Annotated in this window: 25 protein-coding genes; 8 read left to right on the top strand and 17 right to left on the bottom strand. The window is 51.7% G+C overall.

Features of this window, described 5'->3' with window-relative positions:
- Positions 1-7 precede the first annotated feature (7 nt).
- Positions 8-1,195, top strand: coding sequence for an efflux RND transporter periplasmic adaptor subunit (locus ABGT79_RS10485; protein ID WP_294486909.1), 1,188 nt, complete (start codon positions 8-10; stop codon positions 1,193-1,195).
- Positions 1,195-4,329: an efflux RND transporter permease subunit gene (locus ABGT79_RS10480; protein WP_346666128.1), complete on the top strand. Its 3,135-nt coding sequence runs from the start codon at positions 1,195-1,197 to the stop codon at positions 4,327-4,329. Before ABGT79_RS10485 ends, ABGT79_RS10480 begins: the two co-directional genes overlap by 1 nt.
- Before the next feature lie 144 nt (positions 4,330-4,473).
- Here ABGT79_RS10480 and ABGT79_RS10475 read toward each other — a convergent pair whose 3' ends face one another.
- The 4 genes from ABGT79_RS10475 to ABGT79_RS10460 all read right to left on the bottom strand — a co-directional run bounded on the left by ABGT79_RS10475 (position 4,474) and on the right by ABGT79_RS10460 (position 9,100).
- Positions 4,474-5,130, bottom strand: a complete 657-nt coding sequence (locus ABGT79_RS10475) for a DUF4125 family protein (protein ID WP_346666127.1) — start codon at positions 5,128-5,130, stop codon at positions 4,474-4,476.
- A gap of 1,730 nt (positions 5,131-6,860) precedes the next feature.
- A protein-coding gene (locus ABGT79_RS10470; protein ID WP_346664755.1) for an IS5 family transposase occupies positions 6,861-7,615 on the bottom strand; the annotation gives its coding sequence in 2 pieces (ribosomal slippage) (positions 6,861-7,282 and positions 7,282-7,615; 756 coding nt in all).
- Positions 7,616-8,019: 404 nt separating this feature from the next.
- Positions 8,020-8,664, bottom strand: a complete 645-nt coding sequence (locus ABGT79_RS10465; RefSeq protein WP_346666126.1) for a hypothetical protein — start codon at positions 8,662-8,664, stop codon at positions 8,020-8,022.
- 73 nt (positions 8,665-8,737) lie between these two features.
- Entirely contained in the window at positions 8,738-9,100 is a 363-nt protein-coding gene (locus ABGT79_RS10460; RefSeq protein WP_346666125.1) for a hypothetical protein, read from the bottom strand.
- 204 nt (positions 9,101-9,304) lie between these two features.
- Between ABGT79_RS10460 and ABGT79_RS10455 the strand changes: the two genes are divergently transcribed.
- The 4 genes from ABGT79_RS10455 to ABGT79_RS10440 all read left to right on the top strand — a co-directional run bounded on the left by ABGT79_RS10455 (position 9,305) and on the right by ABGT79_RS10440 (position 11,578).
- Positions 9,305-9,463 carry a hypothetical protein gene (locus ABGT79_RS10455; protein WP_346666124.1) on the top strand — a complete coding sequence of 53 codons (159 nt, stop codon included), beginning with the start codon at positions 9,305-9,307 and terminating at the stop codon, positions 9,461-9,463.
- 66 nt (positions 9,464-9,529) lie between these two features.
- Complete coding sequence (locus tag ABGT79_RS10450; protein ID WP_346666123.1) at positions 9,530-10,276, top strand: RNA ligase family protein; 747 nt, start codon at positions 9,530-9,532, stop codon at positions 10,274-10,276.
- 235 nt (positions 10,277-10,511) lie between these two features.
- Positions 10,512-10,841, top strand: a complete 330-nt coding sequence (locus ABGT79_RS10445; RefSeq protein ID WP_346666122.1) for a hypothetical protein — start codon at positions 10,512-10,514, stop codon at positions 10,839-10,841.
- Between the two features lie 185 nt (positions 10,842-11,026).
- Entirely contained in the window at positions 11,027-11,578 is a 552-nt protein-coding gene (locus ABGT79_RS10440; RefSeq protein WP_346666121.1) for a protein adenylyltransferase Fic, read from the top strand.
- Between the two features lie 101 nt (positions 11,579-11,679).
- Here ABGT79_RS10440 and ABGT79_RS10435 read toward each other — a convergent pair whose 3' ends face one another.
- A complete protein-coding gene (locus ABGT79_RS10435) occupies positions 11,680-11,919 on the bottom strand; it encodes a pseudouridine synthase (RefSeq protein WP_346666120.1) in 240 nt (79 codons plus the stop codon).
- Positions 11,895-12,767: a hypothetical protein gene (locus ABGT79_RS10430; protein WP_346666119.1), complete on the bottom strand. Its 873-nt coding sequence runs from the start codon at positions 12,765-12,767 to the stop codon at positions 11,895-11,897. Before ABGT79_RS10430 ends, ABGT79_RS10435 begins: the two co-directional genes overlap by 25 nt.
- Before the next feature lie 148 nt (positions 12,768-12,915).
- Between ABGT79_RS10430 and ABGT79_RS10425 the strand changes: the two genes are divergently transcribed.
- Positions 12,916-13,182 carry a type II toxin-antitoxin system RelB/DinJ family antitoxin gene (locus ABGT79_RS10425; RefSeq protein ID WP_346666118.1) on the top strand — a complete coding sequence of 89 codons (267 nt, stop codon included), beginning with the start codon at positions 12,916-12,918 and terminating at the stop codon, positions 13,180-13,182.
- Entirely contained in the window at positions 13,175-13,447 is a 273-nt protein-coding gene (locus ABGT79_RS10420) for a type II toxin-antitoxin system YafQ family toxin (RefSeq protein ID WP_346666117.1), read from the top strand. Before ABGT79_RS10425 ends, ABGT79_RS10420 begins: the two co-directional genes overlap by 8 nt.
- 11 nt (positions 13,448-13,458) lie before the next feature.
- On the opposite strand, the gene ABGT79_RS10415 is transcribed toward ABGT79_RS10420, so the two are convergent.
- From ABGT79_RS10415 to ABGT79_RS10365, 11 genes are all read right to left on the bottom strand, one after another.
- The gene (locus tag ABGT79_RS10415; protein WP_346666116.1) at positions 13,459-14,094 is read right to left on the bottom strand and encodes a queuosine precursor transporter; all 636 of its coding nucleotides are present in this window, start codon (positions 14,092-14,094) and stop codon (positions 13,459-13,461) included.
- Positions 14,087-15,130 carry a radical SAM protein gene (locus ABGT79_RS10410; RefSeq protein WP_346666115.1) on the bottom strand — a complete coding sequence of 348 codons (1,044 nt, stop codon included), beginning with the start codon at positions 15,128-15,130 and terminating at the stop codon, positions 14,087-14,089. The genes ABGT79_RS10415 and ABGT79_RS10410 overlap by 8 nt, the downstream gene beginning before the upstream one ends.
- Positions 15,127-15,981 carry a hypothetical protein gene (locus ABGT79_RS10405; protein WP_346666114.1) on the bottom strand — a complete coding sequence of 285 codons (855 nt, stop codon included), beginning with the start codon at positions 15,979-15,981 and terminating at the stop codon, positions 15,127-15,129. The genes ABGT79_RS10410 and ABGT79_RS10405 overlap by 4 nt, the downstream gene beginning before the upstream one ends.
- Positions 15,982-16,278: 297 nt before the next feature.
- Positions 16,279-17,079 carry a hypothetical protein gene (locus ABGT79_RS10400; protein ID WP_346666113.1) on the bottom strand — a complete coding sequence of 267 codons (801 nt, stop codon included), beginning with the start codon at positions 17,077-17,079 and terminating at the stop codon, positions 16,279-16,281.
- Positions 17,080-17,222: 143 nt separating this feature from the next.
- The gene (locus ABGT79_RS10395; RefSeq protein WP_346666112.1) at positions 17,223-17,861 is read right to left on the bottom strand and encodes a hypothetical protein; all 639 of its coding nucleotides are present in this window, start codon (positions 17,859-17,861) and stop codon (positions 17,223-17,225) included.
- An 18-nt stretch (positions 17,862-17,879) separates the two neighbouring features.
- Positions 17,880-18,743: a hypothetical protein gene (locus tag ABGT79_RS10390; protein WP_346666111.1), complete on the bottom strand. Its 864-nt coding sequence runs from the start codon at positions 18,741-18,743 to the stop codon at positions 17,880-17,882.
- Between the two features lie 182 nt (positions 18,744-18,925).
- Positions 18,926-19,960, bottom strand: a complete 1,035-nt coding sequence (locus ABGT79_RS10385; protein ID WP_346666110.1) for a radical SAM protein — start codon at positions 19,958-19,960, stop codon at positions 18,926-18,928.
- Positions 19,957-21,057 carry a hypothetical protein gene (locus ABGT79_RS10380; protein ID WP_346666109.1) on the bottom strand — a complete coding sequence of 367 codons (1,101 nt, stop codon included), beginning with the start codon at positions 21,055-21,057 and terminating at the stop codon, positions 19,957-19,959. The genes ABGT79_RS10385 and ABGT79_RS10380 overlap by 4 nt, the downstream gene beginning before the upstream one ends.
- A gap of 2 nt (positions 21,058-21,059) precedes the next feature.
- The gene (locus tag ABGT79_RS10375; RefSeq protein WP_346666108.1) at positions 21,060-22,265 is read right to left on the bottom strand and encodes a hypothetical protein; all 1,206 of its coding nucleotides are present in this window, start codon (positions 22,263-22,265) and stop codon (positions 21,060-21,062) included.
- Positions 22,266-22,556: 291 nt separating this feature from the next.
- On the bottom strand, positions 22,557-22,850 hold the full coding sequence (locus tag ABGT79_RS10370) for a hypothetical protein (protein ID WP_346666107.1): 294 nt from the start codon (positions 22,848-22,850) through the stop codon (positions 22,557-22,559).
- A 2-nt stretch (positions 22,851-22,852) separates the two neighbouring features.
- Positions 22,853-23,965, bottom strand: coding sequence for a radical SAM/SPASM domain-containing protein (locus ABGT79_RS10365; RefSeq protein ID WP_346666106.1), 1,113 nt, complete (start codon positions 23,963-23,965; stop codon positions 22,853-22,855).
- Positions 23,966-23,972: the final 7 nt, after the last annotated feature.

Raw genomic sequence — 23,972 nt, 5'->3', positions numbered from 1 at the left:
TGTTATAATGGTCAGAATTCTTAAGCTCGCGCCCGCTCTGCTGGCGCTTCCCTTCCTCCTTGTCGGCTGCGATCAGCTGAGCGGCCTCATATCCAAGAAGGACAACGCCGCTCAGGCGCCCCAGGCCCGCACCGTCCGCGTGACCACCGTAAAAATGACTCCCCACAAGGTGGACATTCAGAGAGAACTCACCGGTCGCACCGTGGCCTACCGCTGGGCCGAAGTGCGCCCCGAAGTGGGCGGCATTCTCAAGGAACGCTGCTTCACCGAAGGCGCCATGGTCAAGGAAGGCGACGTGCTCTACCGCATCGAGCCCGACACCTACAAGGCCGCCCTCGACAAGGCCCGCGCCGATCTCGCCAGCGCCGAAGCCAATCTCAACGTCACCCGCCTGCGCGAACGCCGCACCGCCAGCATGCTGAAGACCAAGTCCGTGAGTCAGCAGGACTACGACGACGTGAAGGCCACCCTGCGTCAGGCCGAAGCGTCGGTGCAGTCGTGCAAGGCCGCCGTGGACACCGCGGAAATCAACTATCGCCGCACCGAGGTGCGCGCCCCCATCAGCGGCCGCATCACCCTCAGCAACTACACCGTGGGCGCGCTGCTCACCGCCAGTCAGGCTTCGCCGCTCGCCACCATTTATCAGACCGATCCCATATACGTGGAAGTCTCCCAGTCGTCCGACGACCTCTACTCCCTCAAGAAGCAGCTCGGCGAGCGCGGCGATCTCAAGGACGTGAATCCCGCCAACATCAAGGCCACGCTCACCATGCACGACGGCTCCTACTACCCCGCCGCCGGCCATCTGAACTTCACCGGCGTGAACGTGGATCAGACCACCAACACCGTCACCCTGCGCGCCGAGTTCCCCAACGCCGCCAACGTGCTGCTGCCCGGCCTCTTCGTTCGCGTGAACGTGGTCATGGGGCAGGACGATCAGGCCGTGCTCGCGCCTCAGAAGGCCGTGCTGCGCGATCTCAAGGGTCTGCCCTACGTCTATGTGGTCAAGGACGGCATGGCCGAACGCCGCAACATCACCCTGAGCCACGCCATCGGCAATGACTGGTACGTGACGAGCGGCCTCAATCTCGGCGAAGAAATCGTGCTCAACGGCATTCACAACACCCGCGGCGGACAGCCCGTGCAGGTGGTTTCCGAAGAAGAAGCCGCCAAGGCGGCCGGAGGCAGCAAGTAATGCTTTCCCGTTTTTTCATTCATCACCCCATATTCGCGTGGGTGCTGGCCATCGTCACCATGCTTTTCGGCGTGCTGGCCATCTTCACCATGCCCATATCGCAGTACCCGGAAGTGGCTTCGCCCTCCATACGCATCAACACGCGTTACTCGGGCGCTTCCCCCACCACCGTGGACCAGACCGTCACCCAGGTTATCGAACAGAACATGACCGGCATCGATAACCTCATCTACATGCAGTCGAAGTCCGACTCCTCCGGCATGTCCACCATCACCCTCACCTTCGAGGTGGGCACCGACCCCGACGTCGCCCACATGCAGGTGCAGAACAAGGTGCAGCAGGTGCAGTCGCAGCTGCCCTCCGCCGTGCAGAGCTACGGCGTGTCGGTGTCCAAGGGCAACGACAACATGTTCATGGTCATCACCCTCTACTCGCCGGACAACAGTCAGGAAAACATCGACCTTGCCGACTACATCAGCACCAACATCAAGGATGAAATCAGCCGCACGCAGGGCGTGGGCACGGTGCAGGTGTTCGGCGGCAAGTACGTCATGCGCATCTGGCTCGATCCCGAAAAGCTGACCAAGTACGAACTTACGCCTTCCGACGTGCGCAACGCCATCACCGCCCAGAACATGGAAGTCACCGCCGGTCAGCTCGGCGCCAACATCATCGGCGGCAAGAACGATCAGGCCCTCAACGTCATCATCAAGGCTCAGAGCCTGCTGCGCAACTCCACCGAGTTTGAAAACGTGCTGCTCAAGGTGACCGAAAGCGGCGAACGCGTGTTCATCCGCGACGTGGCCCGCGTGGCCATGGGCACGGAACTTGACGGCATCACCACCTACTACAACAACCATCCCGCCTCGGGCATAGGCGTCACCCTCGCCCCCGGAGCCAACGGCCTCGAAACCGCCAACCTCGTGAAGGCCAAAATCGAGGAACTCTCCCACTACTTCCCCGACGGCATGGCCTACGAACTGGCCTTCGACACCACGCCCCCCGTGCTCGCCTCCATTCACGAAGTGGTGAAAACCCTCGTGGAAGCCATCATTCTGGTGTTCCTCGTCATGTGGCTCTTCCTTCAGAGCTTCCGGGCCACCATCATTCCCACCATCGCCGTGCCCGTCGTTCTGCTCGGCACCATGGGCGTGCTGCTCGCCTTCGGCTACAGCATCAACACGCTGACCCTGTTCGCCATGGTGCTCGCCATCGGTCTGCTCGTGGACGACGCCATCGTGGTCGTCGAAAACGTGGAACGCGTGATTCAGGAAGAACATCTCGATCCTGTCGCCGCCACGGAAAAATCCATGGACGAAATCAGCTCCTCGCTGATCGGCATCGGCGTGGTGCTCTCCGCCGTGTTCCTGCCCATGGCCTTCATGAGCGGCTCCACGGGCGTGATCTACCGGCAGTTCTCCGTGACCATCGTGTCCGCCATGACGCTGTCGGTGCTCGTGGCCCTTATCCTCACCCCCTCGCTCTGCGCCAGCATGCTCAAGCCCCATTCCCAGGGCGCTCAGCACGGCTTCTTCGGCTGGTTCAACCGCATGTTCACCAAGAACCAGCATCGCTACTCCGGCGGCGTTCACGCCATCGTGCAGCGCGGCGGCAGAGTCATGATCATCTACGCCGTGCTCGTGTGCGGCCTCGGCCTCGTGTACAAGCAGCTGCCCACGTCCTTCCTTCCCTCGGAAGACCAGGGCGCCATCATCACCATGCTGCAGATGCCCCCGAACGCCACTTTGGAACAGACCAAGTCGCAGTTCCAGAAGGTTTCGGACTACATTCTCAATGAAGAAAAGGACAACGTCGTTTCCTACATGTTCGTGGCCGGCTACGGCATGGGCGGCGTGGCGGAAAACACCGGCATGGGCTTCGTGAAGCTCAAGGACTACGCCGACCGCACCAAGCCCGGACAGGACGCCGCTTCCGTGGCCGCCCGCATACGCCAGCGCTTCGCCGGCATTCTCGACGGTCAGTTCATCGCGGCCATTCCCCCGGCCATCATTTCGCTGGGCATGACCAACGGCTTCACCATGGAACTGCAGGACCGCGGCGGCGTAGGTCACGAAAAGCTCGTGGAAGCCGGCAAGAAGCTCATGGGCGCGGCCTTCGCCAATCCGCAGATCGCCTACATCCGCCCCACCGGCATGGACGACATCACGCAGTTCAACATTCATCTGGACAACGCCAAGGCCACCAGCATGGGCCTCGCGCTCTCCAGCGTGAACGCCGACGTTTCCACCATGCTCGGCGGCACCTACGTCAACGACTTCGTCCACAACGAACGCGTGAAGAAGGTGTACGTGCAGGGCGACGCCGACGTGCGCAAGAATCCCGAAAGCCTCAACCGCATTCACTTCCGCAACGCGGCCGGCGAAATGGTTCCCTTCAACGCCATCTACTCCACCGACTGGACCTTCGGTCCCGCCGTGCTCCAGCGCTACAACGCCATGCCCGCCCTCGAATATCAGGGCGAACCCATGCCCGGCGTGGCTTCCGGCATCGCCATGTCCATCATGGAAGATGAAGTGAAGAAGCTCGGCAACTCCTTCGGCATGGAATGGACCGGCCTTTCCTATCAGGAAAAAATGGCCGGCTCGCAGACCACCATGCTGTATGCCCTGTCCGTGCTGGTCGTGTTCCTGGCTCTGGCCGCCCTGTATGAAAGCTGGTCCATCCCGTTCGCCGTGCTGCTGGTCATTCCGCTCGGCATTCTCGGCGCCGTGCTCGGCACCTACTTCAAGGATCTCACCAACGACGTGTACTTCCAGGTCGGCATTCTGGCCGTCATGGGCCTCTCGTCCAAAAACGCCATCCTGATCGTGGAATTCGCCCGAAACCTTCAGGCGGAAGGACGAAGCCTCATCGACGCCACCGTGGAAGCCTGCCGCATCCGTCTGCGCCCCATTCTCATGACCTCCCTGGCCTTCGGTCTGGGCGTGCTGCCCATGATGTCGGCCTCGGGCGCCGGCGCCGCCAGCCAGCACGCCGTGGGCACCGCCGTGTTCTGGGGCACCGTGTGCGCCACCTCGCTCGGCATCTTCTTCATTCCCACCTTCTTCGTGGTCATCAACTCGATCACCGGATGGTTCCGCAATCACATGAAGAGAAAGCCCCGCTATGAGTAATCGCTGATCTGCGCAGCGCTTTCTCCCTGCGATGCGCAAACACAAAAAGAGGGTCGCCCGAAAGGACGACCCTCTTGCTTTTTCCGAAACGTCGGACAGAATCCGTCATGCGGCGTTCCCGGCCCGACGCTGTTTTCCTGCGGCTCAGCGCGCCATGCGCTCAACCTTCATGCGCGTCTTCTGTTCCGCGTCGTCCAGAGACTCGTATCCGTAGGCGCGCACCGTGCGTTCCGCAGCAAGAAGCGCCAGATTCACTCCGGCCTCCTTCAGCTTGTGTACGTATTCCACATAAAGCAGCAGCGTGTTCGTGGAATACGTCTTCAATTCCCCGGTGAGATAGGTTTCAAACGACGTCGTCATCGGAGTGTCCTTATCGCTGGTCAGCGGACGCCCTCCGCCCCGCACGTACGGATACTGCCGATCCACATCCCGTTCCCATTCCACCTGCGCGGCCACTATTTCCCGAATGAGCGCGGCTTTTTCCTCGTCTATCTTCGGCAGACTGTCCTTCAGCTCCGCAAACTCCGCCGGGCATGTGTGCTCCATCATGAAGGCGTACTTCTCCATGGGAAGATTGCGGCCCTCATCCCGGGCGTTCATGAGATCGGAACTGTAGCTCAGCAGCATTTCGTCGTTCCAGTCTCCGAACTGACATTCCCGCATCTTCTTGAAGAACCCGGCGTCGTTCTGACAGCTTGCGCGTCCGCCCTTGTTCTGAACCTTGTCGAACATCTCCCACTCCATGTCGCAGATGTGGTCGATCAGCTTTTTTCTTGCCTCATGCTTGGAATCGTCTTCCATAATTTTACTCCCGGGGCAGAAGTCCGTGTCTTTTTGCTGTCGGAAAGACCTCCCAAAACGCCGGATCCGCCCTCAACAGATTAAAAAACAATGAGTGGACAATTCTGACAGATGTCCGCTCCGGGAAATGGATGACCGTTACGAGTAAGAGAAACGCCGCCCGTATCGGCAACACGGCGCTCCATGCGACGCACCATGTCGCCGACGTGCTCTCCGGGAATCATGACATTACTCTCTCCCCGTTCCATCTTGACCGAATTATAGCGTCCTGCGCACGCAAGCGTCATATTGGCCTGCCGCGTCGTCATCGTCAATACTGCGCCCCGCACACCGAAGAGTTGACGCACAAACTTGGCCGAAGAAGATGAACGTTTTTAACTGCCATCCAGTCGTTCAGAAGATGACAGGCCTGCGTATTGTCGCAGCAGAAATGCACAACATCGGGAGCTTCGCCCCATCTCTCCAGAGGCGCAAAAACCTCAGCCAGCGGCGGCTTGCCGGTCAGAACTGCCGACGCCTGCCCAGCTCTCACAAAATTTCAAATGGACTTCAACATCGCTTGGCTTCACAGCCTTCAATACAAATCCTATGCGGGGGCTTCTGCACCCGAGTCTGCCCATATCGAGGAGAATGTTCAGCCCTTCCATACGGGCTCCGAGTTCCGCCTGGCAAAACGTAACCGAATGGACAGGACGAAAAAATCATGCCGCTTTCGACATTCCTCCACTTGCTTCTCAAAACGAAGAAAGGCAATACCGACAGGAACATGCATCAGACGAAGTTCCCTCATACGGAAATCATGCATGCCTTCAAAGGCCTCACTCTCCATAACAGCTCCCCAAAAGTTCTTCCGTCGACGACTTTTCCAATGCTGCGGCTCTGCACACAATCATACAGGCGCTTTGCGAAGGTTCCCCCTGAAGAACGCGACGACGAATAGATGATTTTCCTGAAGACTATGCAAATGTTGTTCCACATGCTGCATCCATCCCGGAAAGCAACGTTCTTCTCCAGCACGAAAACAGACCTCCAGGCATGAATTTCTAGAGCTTCTATATTAAAAAATTAAATAAAACATACAGATATCACTTACTCACCAAGTGGCGGAGCAAGGAAGAAATGGGAAAGTGCGGCAAAAGCCACCGTGAGACATCCGTCCTCCAGCGATCTTTTCCGGAACTGTTTGTAATGCTGAATGTCATGCTTTTAGGGCAGCCTGTGCCATGCACAGATCCGTACAGATTCTGTTGCATTTTCTAAATGTTTATTTTTGAAACAGACATATCATGACTTATTCAAGAGCTATATATATCATTAATATATATTATAAACATTCATTAAATACACATAATTACTATAATATCAACAATAATTATATGTATTTTTATACATGATAAATATTTTATGAATAACTGTTGCTCGAACACCAATTAATTATTATTTTAGGCTCTGTTCTCGAAAAAGGTTGAAATGCTCTCCTCGGTCAAATCGTCATCCCATAATCTCCCAAAATTCCACATCATTCCTCAAGGCAAGAATCCCAGCTATCCAATCCCCATTATAGCAAGCTGGATAGGCTAGAATTAGACAATTCTAACAGAAATCCCTGCATTGTTTTAGGTTCAATGCAGGGATTTCTGTTCCTGAAAAAACTTCATTTGTTGGATTTGACGATAAATGCCTTTCTTGATATTTGGAGCAACGAATACGCTGACTAGGTTCAGGACTCATTAAATATAAAAGATGACAATGGCAGCGAGACAAATGGCCGAAAAGAACGTGTGTGCACAACGGTCATAACGCATGGCTATTCTGCGCCAATCCTTGAGTCGGCCGAACATGATTTCTATCTTGTGCCGCTGCTTATAAACCTCCTTGTCATAGACCACCGGAGTTTTTCGGCTGTGTCTGCCAGGAATACACGGCGTGATTCCTTTACGGGACAAGGCATGACGAAACCAGTCGGCATCATAGCCTCTATCCGCCAGAAGCTCCCTGGCCTGCGGCAGAGTATCAAGCAGGACAGCAGCGCCTTTGTAGTCGCTCACCTGACCGCCGGACAGATGGAAGGCCAACGGTTGACCGAAGGCATTGCAGACAGCGTGGAGTTTTGAATTCAGGCCGCCTTTTGTGCGTCCGATACATCGGGAAAGGCCCCTTTTTTCAGCAAACTTGCTGCTGTCCTGTGTGCCTTGAGATGTGTGGTATCAATCATCAAGCGTGTTGTGGAGCCGTTTTGTTCAACAAGCTCCGCAAAAATCCTGTTAAAGACACCCAATCGGCTCCAGCGGATAAAACGATTGTAGAGAGTTTTGTATGGTCCATACTCGCGCGGGGCATCTTTCCATTGCAGGCCATGCTTGATGACATAGATAATGCCGCTGACGACACGCCTGTCATCGACTCTCGGAATGCCGTGGGAACGAGGAAAGTAGCGTTTGATACGAGCAATCTGTTCATGAGAAAGATAAAAAAGTTCCTTCATGGCATCCTCCCTATGCCGACAATAAGAACTTTTTACCCTTTTGGCAATTAATGAGTCCTGAGCCTAGGCTTTTCAATAACCCAGCCTTGCAGAAGTTTGTCCTGGTCTGGTTCCTGAATGTCGTTGCCTGTGGCTTTGGATGCCCATGCCTGATAAGGGTAAGCGTAGGTTTTCAGAAAGTCTGTAAACGACTGAAATGCCATGCTGTTCTCTCTGCTCCGATTGTTTATGAACTAAATTTTCCGGGCTCATATTGCTTGAGATTACCGCTGCAGCAGCCCGACATACCCGAAGATGCATTTCATAATGCGGACGAACCTTACCCGGCACGCCCGCATCATGCGCCTGTAGTAACCTGTTCAGACAGGCCACTAGTTGGGAAGAATAGTAGATAAAAAGGTCTGTTAGGCACCACGGAGCTTCTTGAGAGTGCTACGGATGGTACCCGCGCCGTTCACGCCGAGGCTTTTGGCCTTGGACACTGCCTTGGAGGCATACGGCGCAGCCTTGGAACCAGCAGCGCGAGCGGCTCTACCCACATAGGGAGCGGCCTTGCGTCCGCCAAGAGCAAGCAGAGCTCCGCCGCCGATCAGCGCGGCATTGCGAGCTTTGCTTCCATTCTTGAACTTATTCTTGAGATACTTCTTTGCGCGGGCGCTACGGGAAGGACGGATGCGCTTCATGAGGGTATCAACAACTCCTGCTTCCTTCAGCAGGTCGTCGGCAGCTTCCTCAAAGGTGATGTCGTCGATTTCGCCTGCAGTTTTTCTCATGTAGAGTTCGCCGATGGCGCTCATGCAGTCAGCGATGCCTTCGTCGGCACCTTCATCATCCTGCTCACCAGCAGTCTTAACATTGTCGTCGCTGAGCAGTGCATCGGTCACATCAGCAATCGTGTTGATATCGTAGTCATAACCGACGTTGGCAGACACGGCTTCGGCGAGATTATCGAAATCTTCGCGAGAAGCACACTTGATGAGGCCGTTGTCCACAAAGGCAGCAAGAACACCGCGAACTTCAGAATCGCGAATCTGAGCAAGTTTATCCATGAAAAGTCACCTTATAAGATGTGTTTGATGGTTATTCAAATACCACGTAAATATTGGGCACTGATCCAACAAGTTACATAGCTGGCTTCTGCACGATAAGGCGCAGCGTACCGAAATAGATGGTTTTGCCAGGGTCTTCACCTTCGGGAAACTCTACTTCACATGCCATGTTGTACGCCTTAGGAGTAATGTCGGGATAGTTGCTGATAAGCAGATCAACGTGTCCGATATTATCTTCCGTACGATCAAAGGCATCTTCGTCAATTTCAGAGTCGATAACCGTTTCACCAATCTTCACACGTATAGAGCTGGCCGCAGAACAATCGAAGTCCCGACCGTCCTCCATAAAGTGAAGTTCAATGGGGTTATCCTTTCCGGCAAAGGCGAGCATGACATGCTCGCGTCCCTTCATAGGTTCCACATGAAAGATGGACATAGTCTTCCTCTGTAGAAAGTTTTCCAAAATGATTATTCAAATATTGCGTCCTTGTTTCACGCAATGCAGTACACAACAAAAAATAAATAAATCTTCGTTATAAGACTGAGACTTGTCACCCGGAGCATATCCTCCGGGTTTTTTGTTGCCTGCGACCTAAATGTCGGGTCGCAGGAACGCAATATCCGTAAAAAGGAGGACGTCATGCAGTTCGTCAAATTCAAGGACATCGAAAACTTGGAAACCGCAAAAAGGCTGGAAGCAAAAGATTTTCTCAGGGCAAAAGAAATAAACTACTGGGTTGTAACCGAGAAAATCGACGGTACGAACATTGCCCTGAATTTCGACAAGGAAGGAAACTGAAGCATTTCCAAAAGAAACTCTATACTCGGGAAAGGCGCTTCGTTCTACAATGTAGAGGCATCCGTCATGCAGGAGTTCGGGGACTTTATTGAGCTTGTTACCAGTGTGAAGGCAGGAAACATGCCGGGGATCCAGTTCACTATTCACGGTGAGTATTTCGGGCCGAAAATCATGAACCGTATTTACTATGGCAACAAATACATGTTCAGGTTTTTCGGCATGAGCATTGTTACGGATGACGGAAAGGCTCGCAGCATGGCGTTCCGTGAATTTCAGACCTTCATGGAATTCCTTGGCCTGCGCAAATATGTTGTGCCGGTACTGGGCATCTTCAAAAGCTTCGATGATGCCTGCCGCATGCCCAACAACGGCATTACCACTTTCTACGACGAAAAGCATCGTGATACCATGGAAGGCGTGGTTATTCAGCCTTGGCTGGAAGAGCCCGTAACTGCAGAGTGGAATCTTCGTTTCAAAAACAAAAGCACTGAATTCGTAGAAAACGCTGGCAAGCCCTCAGCCCTCGGAAACTATGAGACGGACGAAATAAAGCTTATCAAAACTATGAAGGGAAAGTTCAGGGAGTACTGCAATGAGTCCCGCATGTACTCGGTGTTTTCCAAGTTGGGCAAGCCCGAGAGCAAAAAGGACATCGGAAAGTATCTGTCCGAGTTTGTAGACGATGCCTGGAAGGACTTCGTGAAGGATTACCCGGAGGTGGCTCAGGCCGACAACGGCGTATGTCGGCAGATTAAGAATATAGGCTCTGAAGGTTACTTGCTGTTCTGTACTGTACAAAACAAGGTTGGTTAAACATGGCATTTCTGAAAGATACTATGGGAGCGGTTGCGCTTGGCCTTCTCATAGGCATAGTATTGCCGGTATGCTTTTGCGTTCATGTACTTCTCGGAACAGTGATACTTATCACAGTCGTGTCTTTCGGTCTATACTGGTATCTGCACGAGGAAATTCATGCCTTTGTAGATTTTTACACGAGTGATAAAAATCTCTGGTGAGTATAAATTCACCGAAGATTGAACAATACACAATGCAGATACTTGACAACTACAGGAGGATAAAAGTGCCTGTGCACCACGACAGAATTACCTGTGGCGTTTTTGATGAGATCAGAAAAAGGGATTTGCAGGCACTGGATGACGCCATAGACGCTTTTCGGAAATTTTCCGACGGCAACTACGGCGAACTTGAGGACAGTGACCTTGCTGCAAACAAGAGAGCCCTAGAAAGCGAATCAGGCATGGTGATGGGCGTGTACTTTCTTGGGACGGAAAATCCACTGAAGGTGTGGATTATCCAAGACGACGCCTCTGAAAAGGACATCAAGCATTACACCATGCTTCTCCCAGAAGAATACTAAAACAAAAGGGCGGTTGCCTGTACGGTTACCGACTTTTTGTTTTAGCTATATTAATATATATTAAAATATTTTTAGATATACAAAACTATCACGAAACGTATTTGAAAAATCCTACCATGTTGCTATTCTTCACCTTGCAGACAACAGGAACGGACAGGAATTCGTAGAAATCAAAGGGGCAACTGGTGAAAATCGATGAAGTAAGCCTTCAAAATGCTCAGCATCTCTTTGAATCCGGTGACATCGACCGAATGGAAGTAGGTACAACAAAAGGCCTTCAGCAGATACATGAGTATCTTTTCGGCGGCCTTTACGACTTAGCCGGGCAGATCCGGGAAGTGAACATCTCCAAGGGGAATTTCCGTTTTGCAAACAGCCTATACCTCAAGGCGGCGCTTGAAGCCATAGAAAAGATGCCGGAGGGCACCTTTGAGGAGATCATCGCCAAATATGTGGAAATGAACGTCGCCCATCCCTTCATGGAAGGGAACGGTCGCGCCGCACGCATCTGGCTCGACATGATGCTGAAAAAGCATCTCAGGCAGGTGGTGAACTGGCAGAACGTGGACAAGACGCTCTACATTCAGGCCATGGAACGAAGCCCCATCAACGACCTGGAACTCCGTGCTCTTCTCCAGCCGAATCTGACCGACAGAATCGACGACAGGGAAGTCATCTTCAAAGGCATTGAGCAGTCCTATTTTTACGAGGGCTACAAAAAAGAAAGTTCCGTTTAACGTTCCGCTCAATTCCCAATGTACTGAAAATCAACCTTGCCAAGAACGCGCCGTAAGGCCCAGCCCTCCATGTCTTGGCCTTACGGCGCGTTGGATAAAAATCAGAGCTCCGCTCTAAGCTCCGGCGGCATCTGTCTTCGGAGTTGTTCACTTTCATAGCTTTCCCGGCAATGCTCCTTTTCCCAGAAGAACAGAGTGTCTACCAGCCTACGTGGCCAGTGCCGCACGCCGTCTTTGTGCCAGCGCCAGCAGCGGGAAGAGAGCGTTTCATCAGGCCATCCACGAAACAAGGTGTTCAGAAGCTGGTCCACGCCAATCAGTACGTTTTTGAGGTATGCCATGCCGCCCCCTCCTTTTTCACGACCGAAACAGCCGTACCGAGAATCAGCAGCGCGAACGCCACGCGGAACACGCCCGCCCTGCTCCACAGCTCGATGATGCCGACATGGGCGAACACGCCCCAGAAAGAGCAGATCAGAAGCGCGACAACGGTTCCGACCTTCCTGTCGCTGATTTCGTGCATAGCCACGGCAATGGAATCTATGGTGGAGCTTGTCACGCAGAGCACGGCGAGAAGCAGAACGATGTTCATGCCCGTGGTGAACTGGAACCGGGCCATGACCAGAACAAGCAGCATGTACAGCCCGAAGAAGAAGCTCCCCCAGTAGAACGCCGTGCCGTGTCCTGTGAGCTCTGCCCGCTGCCAGTGCTGCACGTCGCCTATCGGCCCCGAAAGCAGGATGCACGCGCTCCATACTCCCCAGAGAATGTCACCGGAGGAACTTTCAGGAAACGCGATGCGCGGAACATCCTGCCACAGCCCCATGCCGATGATGACGACAATGGCCAGCATGGTCATGCCCCACTGCCAGCAGTCCGTCCATATGGATGTGGAAAGCCCGTGCCGGTACATGGCCAGGGTGAACCCCCATCCCACGGCCACGGCGGAAAGATAGGCGCCGTTTTCCGAAACACCCATGTCCTTGAGCACCACAAAGATGATGTTCATCTGTATGACAAGGCAGAAGCATTGGATGAGAAGGGCCATGACCTTTATCCAGGGACGGTTGAAGACACGACGTCCAAGAAGGCCGCGACGGGCAAGCAGGCCGAAGAAGGCCAGTGTCAGCGTGTTGGCCAGCGCCCAGATGCACCATGCGCCGAGTCCTTTCTGCTGCGCTATCTGCATGCCCACAATAAGCGAAGTTCCCCACGCCCATGAGGCTGCGATGGATAGACCTACGGAAATAGGGCGCTTTCTATATGAAGACAGAATGCATACTTTTGTATTTACAGTAGCCATAAAAATGTTTATTTTTTAGAAAAAGGAGGAGAACATGTCTACGACAACCATGACCATCCGTACGGACAAAGAGGTGAAATTCCAGGCGCAGCAGATATTCAGTGAGCTTGGCATGGATATGACGACGGCCATCAACGTTTTCCTTCGTCAAGCCATTCGCCAAAACGGCTTTCCGTTCCCTGTAACGCTGCCTGCCTCGGGCAAGCTGACACGGGAAGTCATGGACGACATTGCCAATGACAGGAACCTTCATGGGCCTTTCAACAATGTTGAAAGCCTAATGGATGACTTGAATGCTTAACATTGTCTACCACAGCCAGTTCAAAAAGGACTACAAAAGAGTCCTCAGAAGAGGCTGCGACCCGCAGCTTCTGGCCTCCATAATCACCATGCTGGCCAACAGAGAGGCGCTGCCCGCCGCAAACCGTGATCATGCGCTCACAGGCAATTACAAAGGAATGAGGGAATGTCATATCCAACCTGACTGGCTCCTGATCTACCAGATTCGTGAGGAGGCGCTGATCCTTGTCCTCGCCCGTACAGGCTCACACAGCGACTTGTTTTAATATCTAACGAGCTAGTCCATCCGTTCCATACATTGTAAGCGGCACACCACACAGTGCGTCACCGGCAATACGCAGGCCTCGTACACTATCTTCCCGACGGCCTGTGCGCAGGCCATGGCCATGACTTCCGCGAAAGGCAAAAGCCCTGTGAAGGCGATGGAGAAGAACACGAAGGCGTCCACAGGTTCTCCGACGCAGGTGGACAGGAACGCCCGAAGCTTGAAGTTCCGTCCTTCCAAGCAACGTTTCATCAGATCCATAGTGAAGGCATTGGCCGTCGATCCACAGATGAAACCCAGAATACTGGCGATGGTTATCCGTGGAGCCAGCCCGAATATGAACTGGAAGTGTTCCTCCCCTTCCCATGTCCCCGTCGCGGGAAGCCAGCAGGCGACCTGAAGCAGGAACACGACGCACAGATGGACGATGAACGTCAGCATGGTGACGAATACGGCTTTCCTGAATCCGTACAGTTCTGTGATACAGTCGTTCACGATGTACGTGATGGGGAATATAAGAAAGCCGGCCGTGAGAGGAATACCGGCGATTGTGGTAAGCTTCATCTCCATGAAGCCGTCGGTGATGAAGCACACGCACAGAATCACCGTGAGCACGGTGAACGGAATGGAAACTCTGGTATCACTCATGGGGCAGATACTTCTTCACCAGTTTGTGGATACGACAATGATTTTCTTCGGGCATGGCGTTGAATTCCTGCACTCCGGTTTTGATAGTAGACCATGGTAAAAGCTGGCAGGGAGTAACACAACTGCTGCACTTTCCACTTATGTCGTGATTCAGGGATTCAATTAGCTCTTCACGTTTTTCATCAAGAACTGGGAACTCCTCATTGACGTTGCCGAGATACATAGCTTTTCTGATGGTTTCATCGTCATGGATGACGCTGTATCCCGGGTAGATGTCTCCATTGACGTATATTCCAGCATAAGCGCGACCAAAGACGCACCCTGGATACCGTTCCCCACGATAGCCACAGCCTGCGTTGTAACGTACAAGCTCCAGAGCATCGTGCTTCTCAAGCCATTTCACGACTCTGAATAAGGCGGTCTTCGTCCCAGCTTCATCGAAAGAACCGCCAACGTTTCCGCGAACGACATTGACCTTCATGGGAAGCTTCATGCACTTCCCGCGAAGCTTCAGATAGTCCGAAAAGACCCTATCAAACCAGGGCAGCGCATCTTCGGAAACCGTGGTGATGGTCGATACCGGAAAGCCATTGTCGTACAGCCAGCGGATGTTGTCACGCACGGTCTGGTAGCTTCCCTGCTGTCGATATTCCTCCTGAAGAGCATAGTCATACGATACGCGCATACGGAGGCGTTCCCCAACAAGACTTTTCAACCGGAGCAGCAGGTCCCTATTTTGCTGAATGAGTGACCCGTTGGTCACGATATTGAACACCGCTTCAGTCTGAAGATCTTCCACCGCACGGGTTATGATATCAGGGTACAGCAGCGGTTCTCCTCCGAAGAAGCATATAGCGAGCCGCGAATCCTCAGGCAGCTTTTCAAGCACGTGTCGCACATACAGGATTCCCCTGTCGGCGACTTCGGGAGTCATGGCCTTGTCGGCATAGCCGGGGGCACCCATACGTTCGAAGCAGTACTTGCAGCGGAAGTTGCACCCGTACCCCACTTCGAAATCAAGTTTGTAGGTTCTCATACCTGTTTCCTGTACAGTCGTAAAATATTTCGGGTGAGAGTCCGTTCCACCTCTAGCGCCTTCTCTATGGGGAGAAGCTTATCTTCCCTGCGAAAGACGGCCTTGTCTGGGGATTCCATGAGGCAAATTCTTGGATGGACTTTTACCTTCTCACGATACTTAGCCCGTCCCCATGAACCTATCTTTCCCTTACAGTTCCGGTAGGCAGTGTCGTGATTGAAGTCATAGATGTAGTCCTTCAATGGCATCTTATAATGGACAGTATCATGCTGTGGATACAGATGCAGCACATCGAAGTTGGATACACTCCACTCGTTGAACTCAGGCGTATCATAGAAACTTATCATGCGATGGGTCACTTTACCCGAGTAGAGAACGTCACTGTTCACAACGACGTTATACTTGGCAGTGAAGTTCATGAACCATGCGAACTCTCCGAATGTTCTTACCGGCGTCCTGTAATGGCTGAAGGCTTCTTCAAACTGTCCTATGGCATTGCCCATAGGGGTCGTCTTTTCTTCCGATAGAAGCCATTCCCGCCAGTCCTTGAAATACCAGTCTGGCCATACCTGATTGATGATGCTCCCGAAGAGTTGGTCGGCGGCCCATCCCGTCAAGGTATACCCTGTTTCCAGCAGTCTTTCCTGAACGTCGTCGATATCCGTTGACCGGCAACGAACCATATCTATCCCGGCGGTCTTCAGGTATTCGACGAACTCCGGGTACTCTTCTTCTGTGGAACTGTTGAAAACAACATGGAGATTTCTGAAATCCCCATCAGATGCCTTCAGCATGGCTATGGTCATGGCAGTGCTATCCACACCGCCAGAAAGAAAGATGTAAATATCCATGCCTTCTTTCCGTATTTTGGAAAGAAGGCATGCTGCTCTTTCATCCATAAGGTCTGAGAATTTCCGTGTAGAATCAGACTGCGGAAAAGTCAGTGCAGGTTCATACAGCTTCCATCCAGAAAAAGCATTCAGGTATCCGAATCTGTCGCGCATAACCTGAAAACCCGTTTTGAAGCCAAATACCGACAACGCATCACTGTCTTGCAAAAACAAGTTCGGAGACATGTATCTGGTCGTGAAAATCTGATGGCTCATCTATCCCATGTCCCACTCAAAAATTCTTTGCCAGAGCAGCCATCAGGCAACCCATATTTGCGTACCGTTGGAGAACGTAAGAACTGTACTGGAGATTTTACTTGCCGTAGCGGCGTTGCCGGTGATATTCACAGGCTCAGCTGGGATCTTCACAGTCTTGGTAGAAGCTGCCGTTACCCGCCCTTTGGAGTCCACAGTGAAGTAAGGCACCTGAAATGTCGCACCGTAACCTGGCGTAGCGTTACTCGAAGGACCGTAGCTTCCAGCCCCTACACCCGAGTTCACCAGTGTGGCAGTAATGGTTGCATTGGCAGAGCCATCGAAATCCTTAGAGCCGGTTACATCCCCAGTAAGAGAAATGGTTCTGGCAGTAGCAAGTTTCGTGGCGGTAGCGGCGTTGCCGGTGATATTCACGGGTGCAGCAGGTAGTTTCACCGTGTGTGTGGCAGCCTGAGTCACACGTCCTTTGGAGTCCACTTTTATGTAAGGAACCTTGAACGTTGTAGAGAATGCCGGAGTAACGTCGGCATCTGGGCCATATGCCCCAGCAGTAACGCCTGAGTTCACCAGTGTGGCGGTAATGGCTGCATTGGCAGAGCCATCGAAGTCCTTGGACCCGGTTACGTCACCTGTAAGAGAAATGGTTCTAGCAGCAGCAAGTCTGGTAGCAGTACCCGCATTGCCGGAAACAGATGTCTGAATTTCGTGAACATGGTCTTCTCTAGCATACTTCACAGAAGTACCGACATCAGCTGCACCAGGAGCTTTTGGCGCGGCAGTGGCAGGCTTAGCGGCTTCCGCCTTAATTTTCTCTATTTCTTCTATAGGATAGGGGAGTCCCATAATAACCTCTCAGACGGAGTTGATTAAGACATTAAATAATTGCTTTTGCAGAAACAGGCGTTCATGCTGTAGGCCTAACAAAACAAAGTCCCCGGCGGATAACCGAGGACTTTGCGTAGTATTCTTGTATGGCTAGGTAGGTTTCAGCTTACAGAATGCACGGGGCCTTCAGCAACAGCATTCTGCCCATTGTCGTCTGCAGGCATGAAGCTCATGTTTTTGAAGCTGAAGCTTAGGGTATCAAGCTCTTCCATGGTCTCGGCGCCTTCAATGGTGTCCCGATAATCCCATTTCTGCTGGTACAGATACGTGCCGTTCTGCGCTATTTCTTTTTGGAGCACCTTGAGTTTATCAAGTGTGAGAGCCTGCATGAGATTATCATAGTCGCAGAACTGAATAAGTTTAGTATCTTGCCCTTCAAGAAGCAGAATAAGGCCATCCACATCGCGGTAAGCTGTCTCGTTGGCATTTGCACGAAAACCGAGAGACGAGTCGACCCATGCCTTGTCTGCCGCTTCGGCAAAGCGTGCTTTCAAAAGTTCAAGGCTCTTGGCGCGTTTAGTTTCCAGCGTTTCTTCAACTACTTTCGGCTCTGGAGCTTCAAAATATGTGCCGAGTTCAGGCGTGAACTTGATAACGTATCCGATATCAATATCTTCCACACCCGTCACGTCCAGCCAGTAGGAAGACGGGTCGAATATGGAACAAAACTCCGTATAACCAAGATTGGACTCTTTCAGGTCCCTGACCAGACCACCATATATTTCAGCGTACTTGTACATATCCATTCCTTTCTGATGCTACTGGATTCCTTTGCCCCATTCGACAAGAATAGCTCCAGCATTACCCGGAGCACCTCCGTTGCCACCGGAGTTACCTCCGTTGCCGAGGCCACCGCTCCAAGAAAACAGTCCTCCCCCGCCTATCGAATATCCAATCACCTGCCCCGGTGAAACTGCAATCGTCTGAACTTTTTTATAACCGGATGCGCCGGGTCCAATAAAAGGATGTCCATCACCATCAGCATAACCACCAGCTCCGGCATACCCTACGACAGTGCCGTCAATACGAGAAAGCGGAACCGCGCCGCCACCTGAATAGGAACTGGTTCCACCATAAACTCCGCAATTCGTTGTTCCTGTACTTCCTGTCTGTAAAATTGTGGTTGTACTGTAATATGTTCCGTACTCATCGCTGCCTGTCTGCACCCTCGTGTACTTCCAGACTGCGGCTACGGCTCCTTGTCCAACAACTGAACCAAAAACAGTATTTCCTCCATTCTGGCCGTTCGTCGTTATGGTTCCGGTGCCATGCTCTCTATCTCGCCAGATAATACCACCGGCCCCACCTCCAACACAGGTGACCCTGAGCATAGTCACACCGACAGGAACAGTAAACGACCCGTTCGATGTGTAATACCCGTATCCATAGTCCGGGGTGCCACTGGTGCCTATGGCGTACTGATTACCATCAGGGCGCTTCACCCGCCCGCTCGTGGCTCGTGCATCAGAGGTCCCCACAAGACAGGCGTACCCCTGCACGCCGTCCACCGTCAGAGAAAGATACGGCACTCCGCTCTCCCCTGTAGTGGAATAAATGAGTGCCGTCTGCTGAGTTCCTGCCGAGTTTTTGATGTAGATTTTCTTAGCGAGAGTAGCCATCATGCCACCCACAGTTCCGTGCTATTGGATATGCTGATCATGCCTAATTCCTTTGTCCTCAGGTACTTTTGCTTGGACATTAAAGAATGTGGCCAAAAATAACTGTGTTCATAGTAAGGAATTCATTATACGCAGCGAACACGAAAGTTCCCCGGTGAGATCAGTTCTCTCACCGGGGTGCAAGCTTATAAATATGTTCTAAAAAAAGCGTTAAGTTTACACAGTGTGTCAGAAGGTTTGACGTTGAATTCGTTAATATTTGTATGAATAGTGTGCCATGGTGAATAGTTACACCGCACCGTACAATTCATACATTCCGCTCCAGCATACTGAGGAAGAGTATTAATAAGCTCTTTTCTGTAAGCATCAAGCGTAGCAAAATCGTCATACACACTGCCAAGATAGCAGGCATTCTTCACTACATCTCTGCTGAAACAGAATGAATAACCTGGGTAAATATCGCCATTTACATCCACACCAGCATGGAGTCTTCCATGAATATTGCCGGGGAAACGGGTTCCACGCAACCCACAGGAATCGTTACGCCTGAATGAACTACTTTGTATTTGGGGTGAAATTGCTTCTATCTCCCTGAGCTTTGGATACAACTCATCTTCCCATGAAAGAGATGCAAATGATTCGTAGTTTAAATTCAGCACGCCGAAAAGGCTAGGATACTCTTGCTGAAGATTCTGGTAATCTACAAAAATTTCAGGAAATTTTTCTATATTGTCGGCAGAAACAACGGTAATTGTCCGCACAGGTATACCGTTTTCCATAAGAAAACGTATTCCGTTTCTCACTGTTTCATAGCTGCCTTTCTGCCGGAAAGTCTCCTGTTCTGAATAATCGTAGGAAACATTGACAAGCAATCTGTCACCGACAATTTCCTTCCAGTGCTGGAAGAGATCGCTTTTCTGAGTAATGAGCGAACCGTTGGTGACAATGTTGAAGAGCGCGTCGGTATCAAGAAGGTTCTCCATGGCGGTGTTGATATTGTCCGTATAGAGAAGCGGCTCCCCGCCAAAAAAACATATGCGCATCTTCATGTCGGAAGGTATGCTTGCCAGCTCGTGCCTTGCGTAGTCACAGGCAAGCGCGAGAACCTCCGGACTCATGGCCAAGTTTTCATAGGGAGTATCGCCGTTCTGCTCGAAGCAGTACTTGCAGCGAAAATTACATCCATAGCCGACAACGATATCAAAAAGATATGGCTTCATACCTCTTCCTTGCGGTATTTTTTGGCGTGCTGGGAATAAAGCAAAGTGTATGCCCGGATGCGTTCATAAAAGCCAAGGTTCTTATCCCCGATGAAAGAAACGCAGCTATCCGGGCTTTCCATGATGATAAGACGCGGTTTTACCCTTATGAATCTCGTAGTCTTATATTTCCACGACTTCTTCTTACCTTTGTACAGGCGATATTCTTTATCGTGATTATACTTGTAAATATAATCTTTCAATTCGGCTTTATAATATTTCGTTTCCGTTTCCCTATGACGATGCAGCTTATCAAAGTTGGATACGCTCCAGTCGTTCAGCTCAGGCACATCATAAAATCCGATGCACCTGTTCGTTATCTTTCCTGAATAGCAAACATCAAGATGAACCGAGTGATCATATCTGATGGAAAACCCTGTGAACCATGCGAATTCCGAAAACGTTCTTATGGGCAGACCATAGTGGGCAAAGGCTTCCTCAAATTGTCCGATGGCCACATCGTCTTTTACCCACGGTCGCCAGTCCTTGAAATACAAGTCGGGAAAATCATCATTAAGAATGTTGTCGAAGAAATATCCGGCCGCGAAACCGGTTATGGCGTAGGAATGTTCAAGCACCTTTTCGAGCGTGTCGGATATGCCGTTCACCGGCGCTTCCACAAGGTCGATTCCTGTGGTCTTCAAAAACTCAAAAAGTTTCGGATTTTCTTCCAGGCTTGCGGAAGTGTATATGACATGAAGATTTTTGATATCTCCGCCGGCGGCATTCAAAAGAGCGTATGTCATGGCCGTGCTGTCCACCCCGCCTGAGACAAAAATATACCCGTCCCTCCCGCTTTTTTTGAGGATTTCAATAATCTCGCCGGCTCTGTTGTCCATAATGCCGTCAACCGTTCCGGTAAAACTTGAAGACGGAAACGGAATTGATGCCGGGTACAAATCCCACTTTGAAAAGCGGTTCAGATAGCCGAACCTGTCCCTTGAAATCGGACCGTTGGAATTGCGGCTGTAAACGGCAAGGGCGTCATCATCGGTGTGAAAATACTTGGGAAGCAACGGCCAGACGATGCAATCACGCGACATGGCATAAAACGACATGGCTACTCCCCTCCGTTTTTCAGGTAGGAGCGCAGGAGCGCGAGTTTCATCGACATATCCCTTCTTCTCACGGATTCATTGCAGGAAGGAATGAAGTACTCCCCGCTTCTCACCACGCGCACTTCGGAAGGGCTTTCCATCGCTATGGCTATGACAGGGTACGTTTGCGCGTATTCTCCGTCGGAAGCGTCGCACATTCTCCAGGAAGGGTTCTTTCCCTTTCCTTCAAGGTAATTCCTGTTCCCGTCAAACGCGTAAATATATTCCTTGAGCTCTCTTTTATAATGTTCCGGCTCATGCTGCGGATATCGATGCAGCCTGTCGAAGTTTGATACGCTCCAGCTGTTGAAGTCGGCCGTATCATAAAACGGAATCATGCGACCGGTCACTCTCCCGTAAATCATGACATCCGTGTACTTCACGAAGTCATATTTGCAGGAAAAATTCGTAAACCAGGCAAATTCACCAAAGTTTTGTATGGGCATACCGTAATGCGCGAACGCCTCTTCAAACTGTTCCACAGCCTCCGAGGTAGAAATGAACCCCCGCCAGTCTCTGAAATACATGTCAGGCATATCCTGATTGATCTGGCTTCCGAAAAGCTGATCCGCGCACCAGCCGGTAACGGCGTAGCCATCACGCATGGCTTCTTCCTGTGCGTCGTCAAGTCCGCGACTCGGCTGTACTTTTTTCAGAGTAAGCCCGGGCATACGTTTCAGAAGCTCAAAAAACTCAGGGTTCTCCTGCTCGCTGTATTTCGTATAGACCACGGCAAGATTTTCAAAATTGCCGTCGGCGGCCTTCAAAAAGGCTACGGTCATGGCCGTGCTGTCCACTCCTCCGGAAACAAACAGAGACAATCGTCGTCCTTCCGCACCGGACCTGGCCAAAAGTTCTTCGGCACGTCCGTCCATGATATCCGCCAGAGTCTTTACACTGGTTGATACAGGAAATTCCTCGCATGGTTCATAGACTCGGTACGGGGAAAAGGCGTTCAGATAGCCGAATCTGTCACGCAGAAAGAAAAAGCCCGTTTTTCCGGCAAAAACGGAAAGCGCATCCTGCCTCCCATTCGGCACCCCTCTGGAATGATGACTGGAAAACGCGAACAACGTATGATTCATACAACTCTCTCTTTGGATTATTCTTAGATTAGCAGTCACAGTTGCATTGACTCTGACAGCTTTGGCAGGACTGGCAGGAAACACTCTGACATGATTGACTCTGGCAGCCCTGGCATCCCTGACAGGTCTGGCAGCCTTGGCAGGTTTGGCAACAGTCGTTGTTCACACTCTGGCAGCAGTTGCCGGAAAAAGACGCCTCAAGCTTATTGATCGCACTCTGCAACAGAGTAAACTGATTCGCTGTGGCTATCGCCCCTGCTGCAACCTCTGCGATGGTACTTACCGTTCCTTTCTTTTCTATGCTTGAGAGGTTGTTCAGCCGTCCCGCCATCGCATTGTAGTCTGTAGCTTTGATTGCACTTGCCATATATTCACCTAACAGTTGCAGTTACTACAGTTGGAAGGCCTCCTGCATTGATCCTGACATGATTGACTCTGGCATCCCTGACAGGTCTGGCAGCCTTGGCAGCTCTGACAGGTCTGGCTCTGGCAGGACTGGCTTTGGCAGCAGTTGGCCGGAGAACAGTTGCCGCAGTTGTCCACATTTGCGGCATAACCTTCCAGTTTGGTGATGGCGGAGGAAATCGCCTCGAAGTCGGCATGTTTTATGATAGTCCCCACGGTGATGGGGGAAAACTCCGTCTGGGCAATGGGTCCGTTCGGTGCCATGTTCACGCCCTCCCGAATTGCGCGAGCGCCTCCAGCACAGGCTCAAACACGGCTTTTTTCATGGCGCAGTAGGATTCATGCCGTGTCTTGGCGTCTATGAGCTTGCAGCCGCCGCGGCAGACCGGATACACGGCGCACGCGTGGCATTCTTCGCGATAGAAATCGAAGGTTCTGTCGGCATCGAGAAGGCGGTTCAGGTAGGTGAAATACGGAGTATGAATGTCACCAATGGCATCGAACTGGTTATGGCAGGAATAGAGGTTGCCAGCCACGTCCATGTTCAATACGGAAAGTCCATTGCCGCATACCGAGAAATGGTTGCGGATTCCCCCATTCGTGCCGTGCCCATTCTTCACAAAATGACGAACATTCATCACGATATCGTGCACAAGCGTATGACGACAATAAAGCATACTATTAAAGATGTCGTTATCCGCAGGGGCTTCAGCATTCCGCAAATAGCTTTCCGTCATGTCTTTCATGTCACCGCGAATGGCGTCGTAATCCGTGTGCACAAGACTTTTGTCCGCGATGCCTGTGTCAAAAAGTTCATCCATGTTTATGTGCAGGTGGTAGTTCCACAAGTCACGGTACTCATTGTCGATGGTCTGAAAATCATCCATCAGACGCATGGGAGTTATGGCGGAAGAAAGTACACCGGAAAGTCCAAGGCGACTCAGGGAAAAGAGAATGTTCTTCCGCTTTTTATCGGCGAAAACATCATGTCCGCGCGTGAGAGACGTCGAACCGCCATCCCACGATACCGTCACGGTAAAATCATGGACATTCATAAAGTCCGCCCGCTCCTGCGTAATGAGCGAACCGTTGGTAATGCAGGAAAAACCTACTCTCTCGTTATCTTCAAAATGCTCCACTATCTTCCGTATATTGTCCCAGTACAGCATGGGTTCTCCGCCAAAGAAATGCAGAGTGATCCCGCCTTCCTGCTGTCTGAGAATATCCTCGATAAAATCATAGATCTCTTCATTGATGATCGTGGGCAGCGGCTTTACGGCAGCTGATTCGGAACCTTGCATACAGTAGCGGCAGTGAAAGTTGCATCCCGTTCCGAGCATGATGAAAATGGTATTTACGTTTCTTTCCAGGAATCCCATATCGCAG

The sequence above is a fragment of the uncultured Mailhella sp. genome, from assembly GCF_963931295.1.
Taxonomy (GTDB): Bacteria; Desulfobacterota; Desulfovibrionia; order Desulfovibrionales; family Desulfovibrionaceae; genus Mailhella.
The sequence above is the reverse complement of the archived record's forward strand: the minus strand, read 5'-3'. Positions and strand labels throughout refer to the sequence as shown.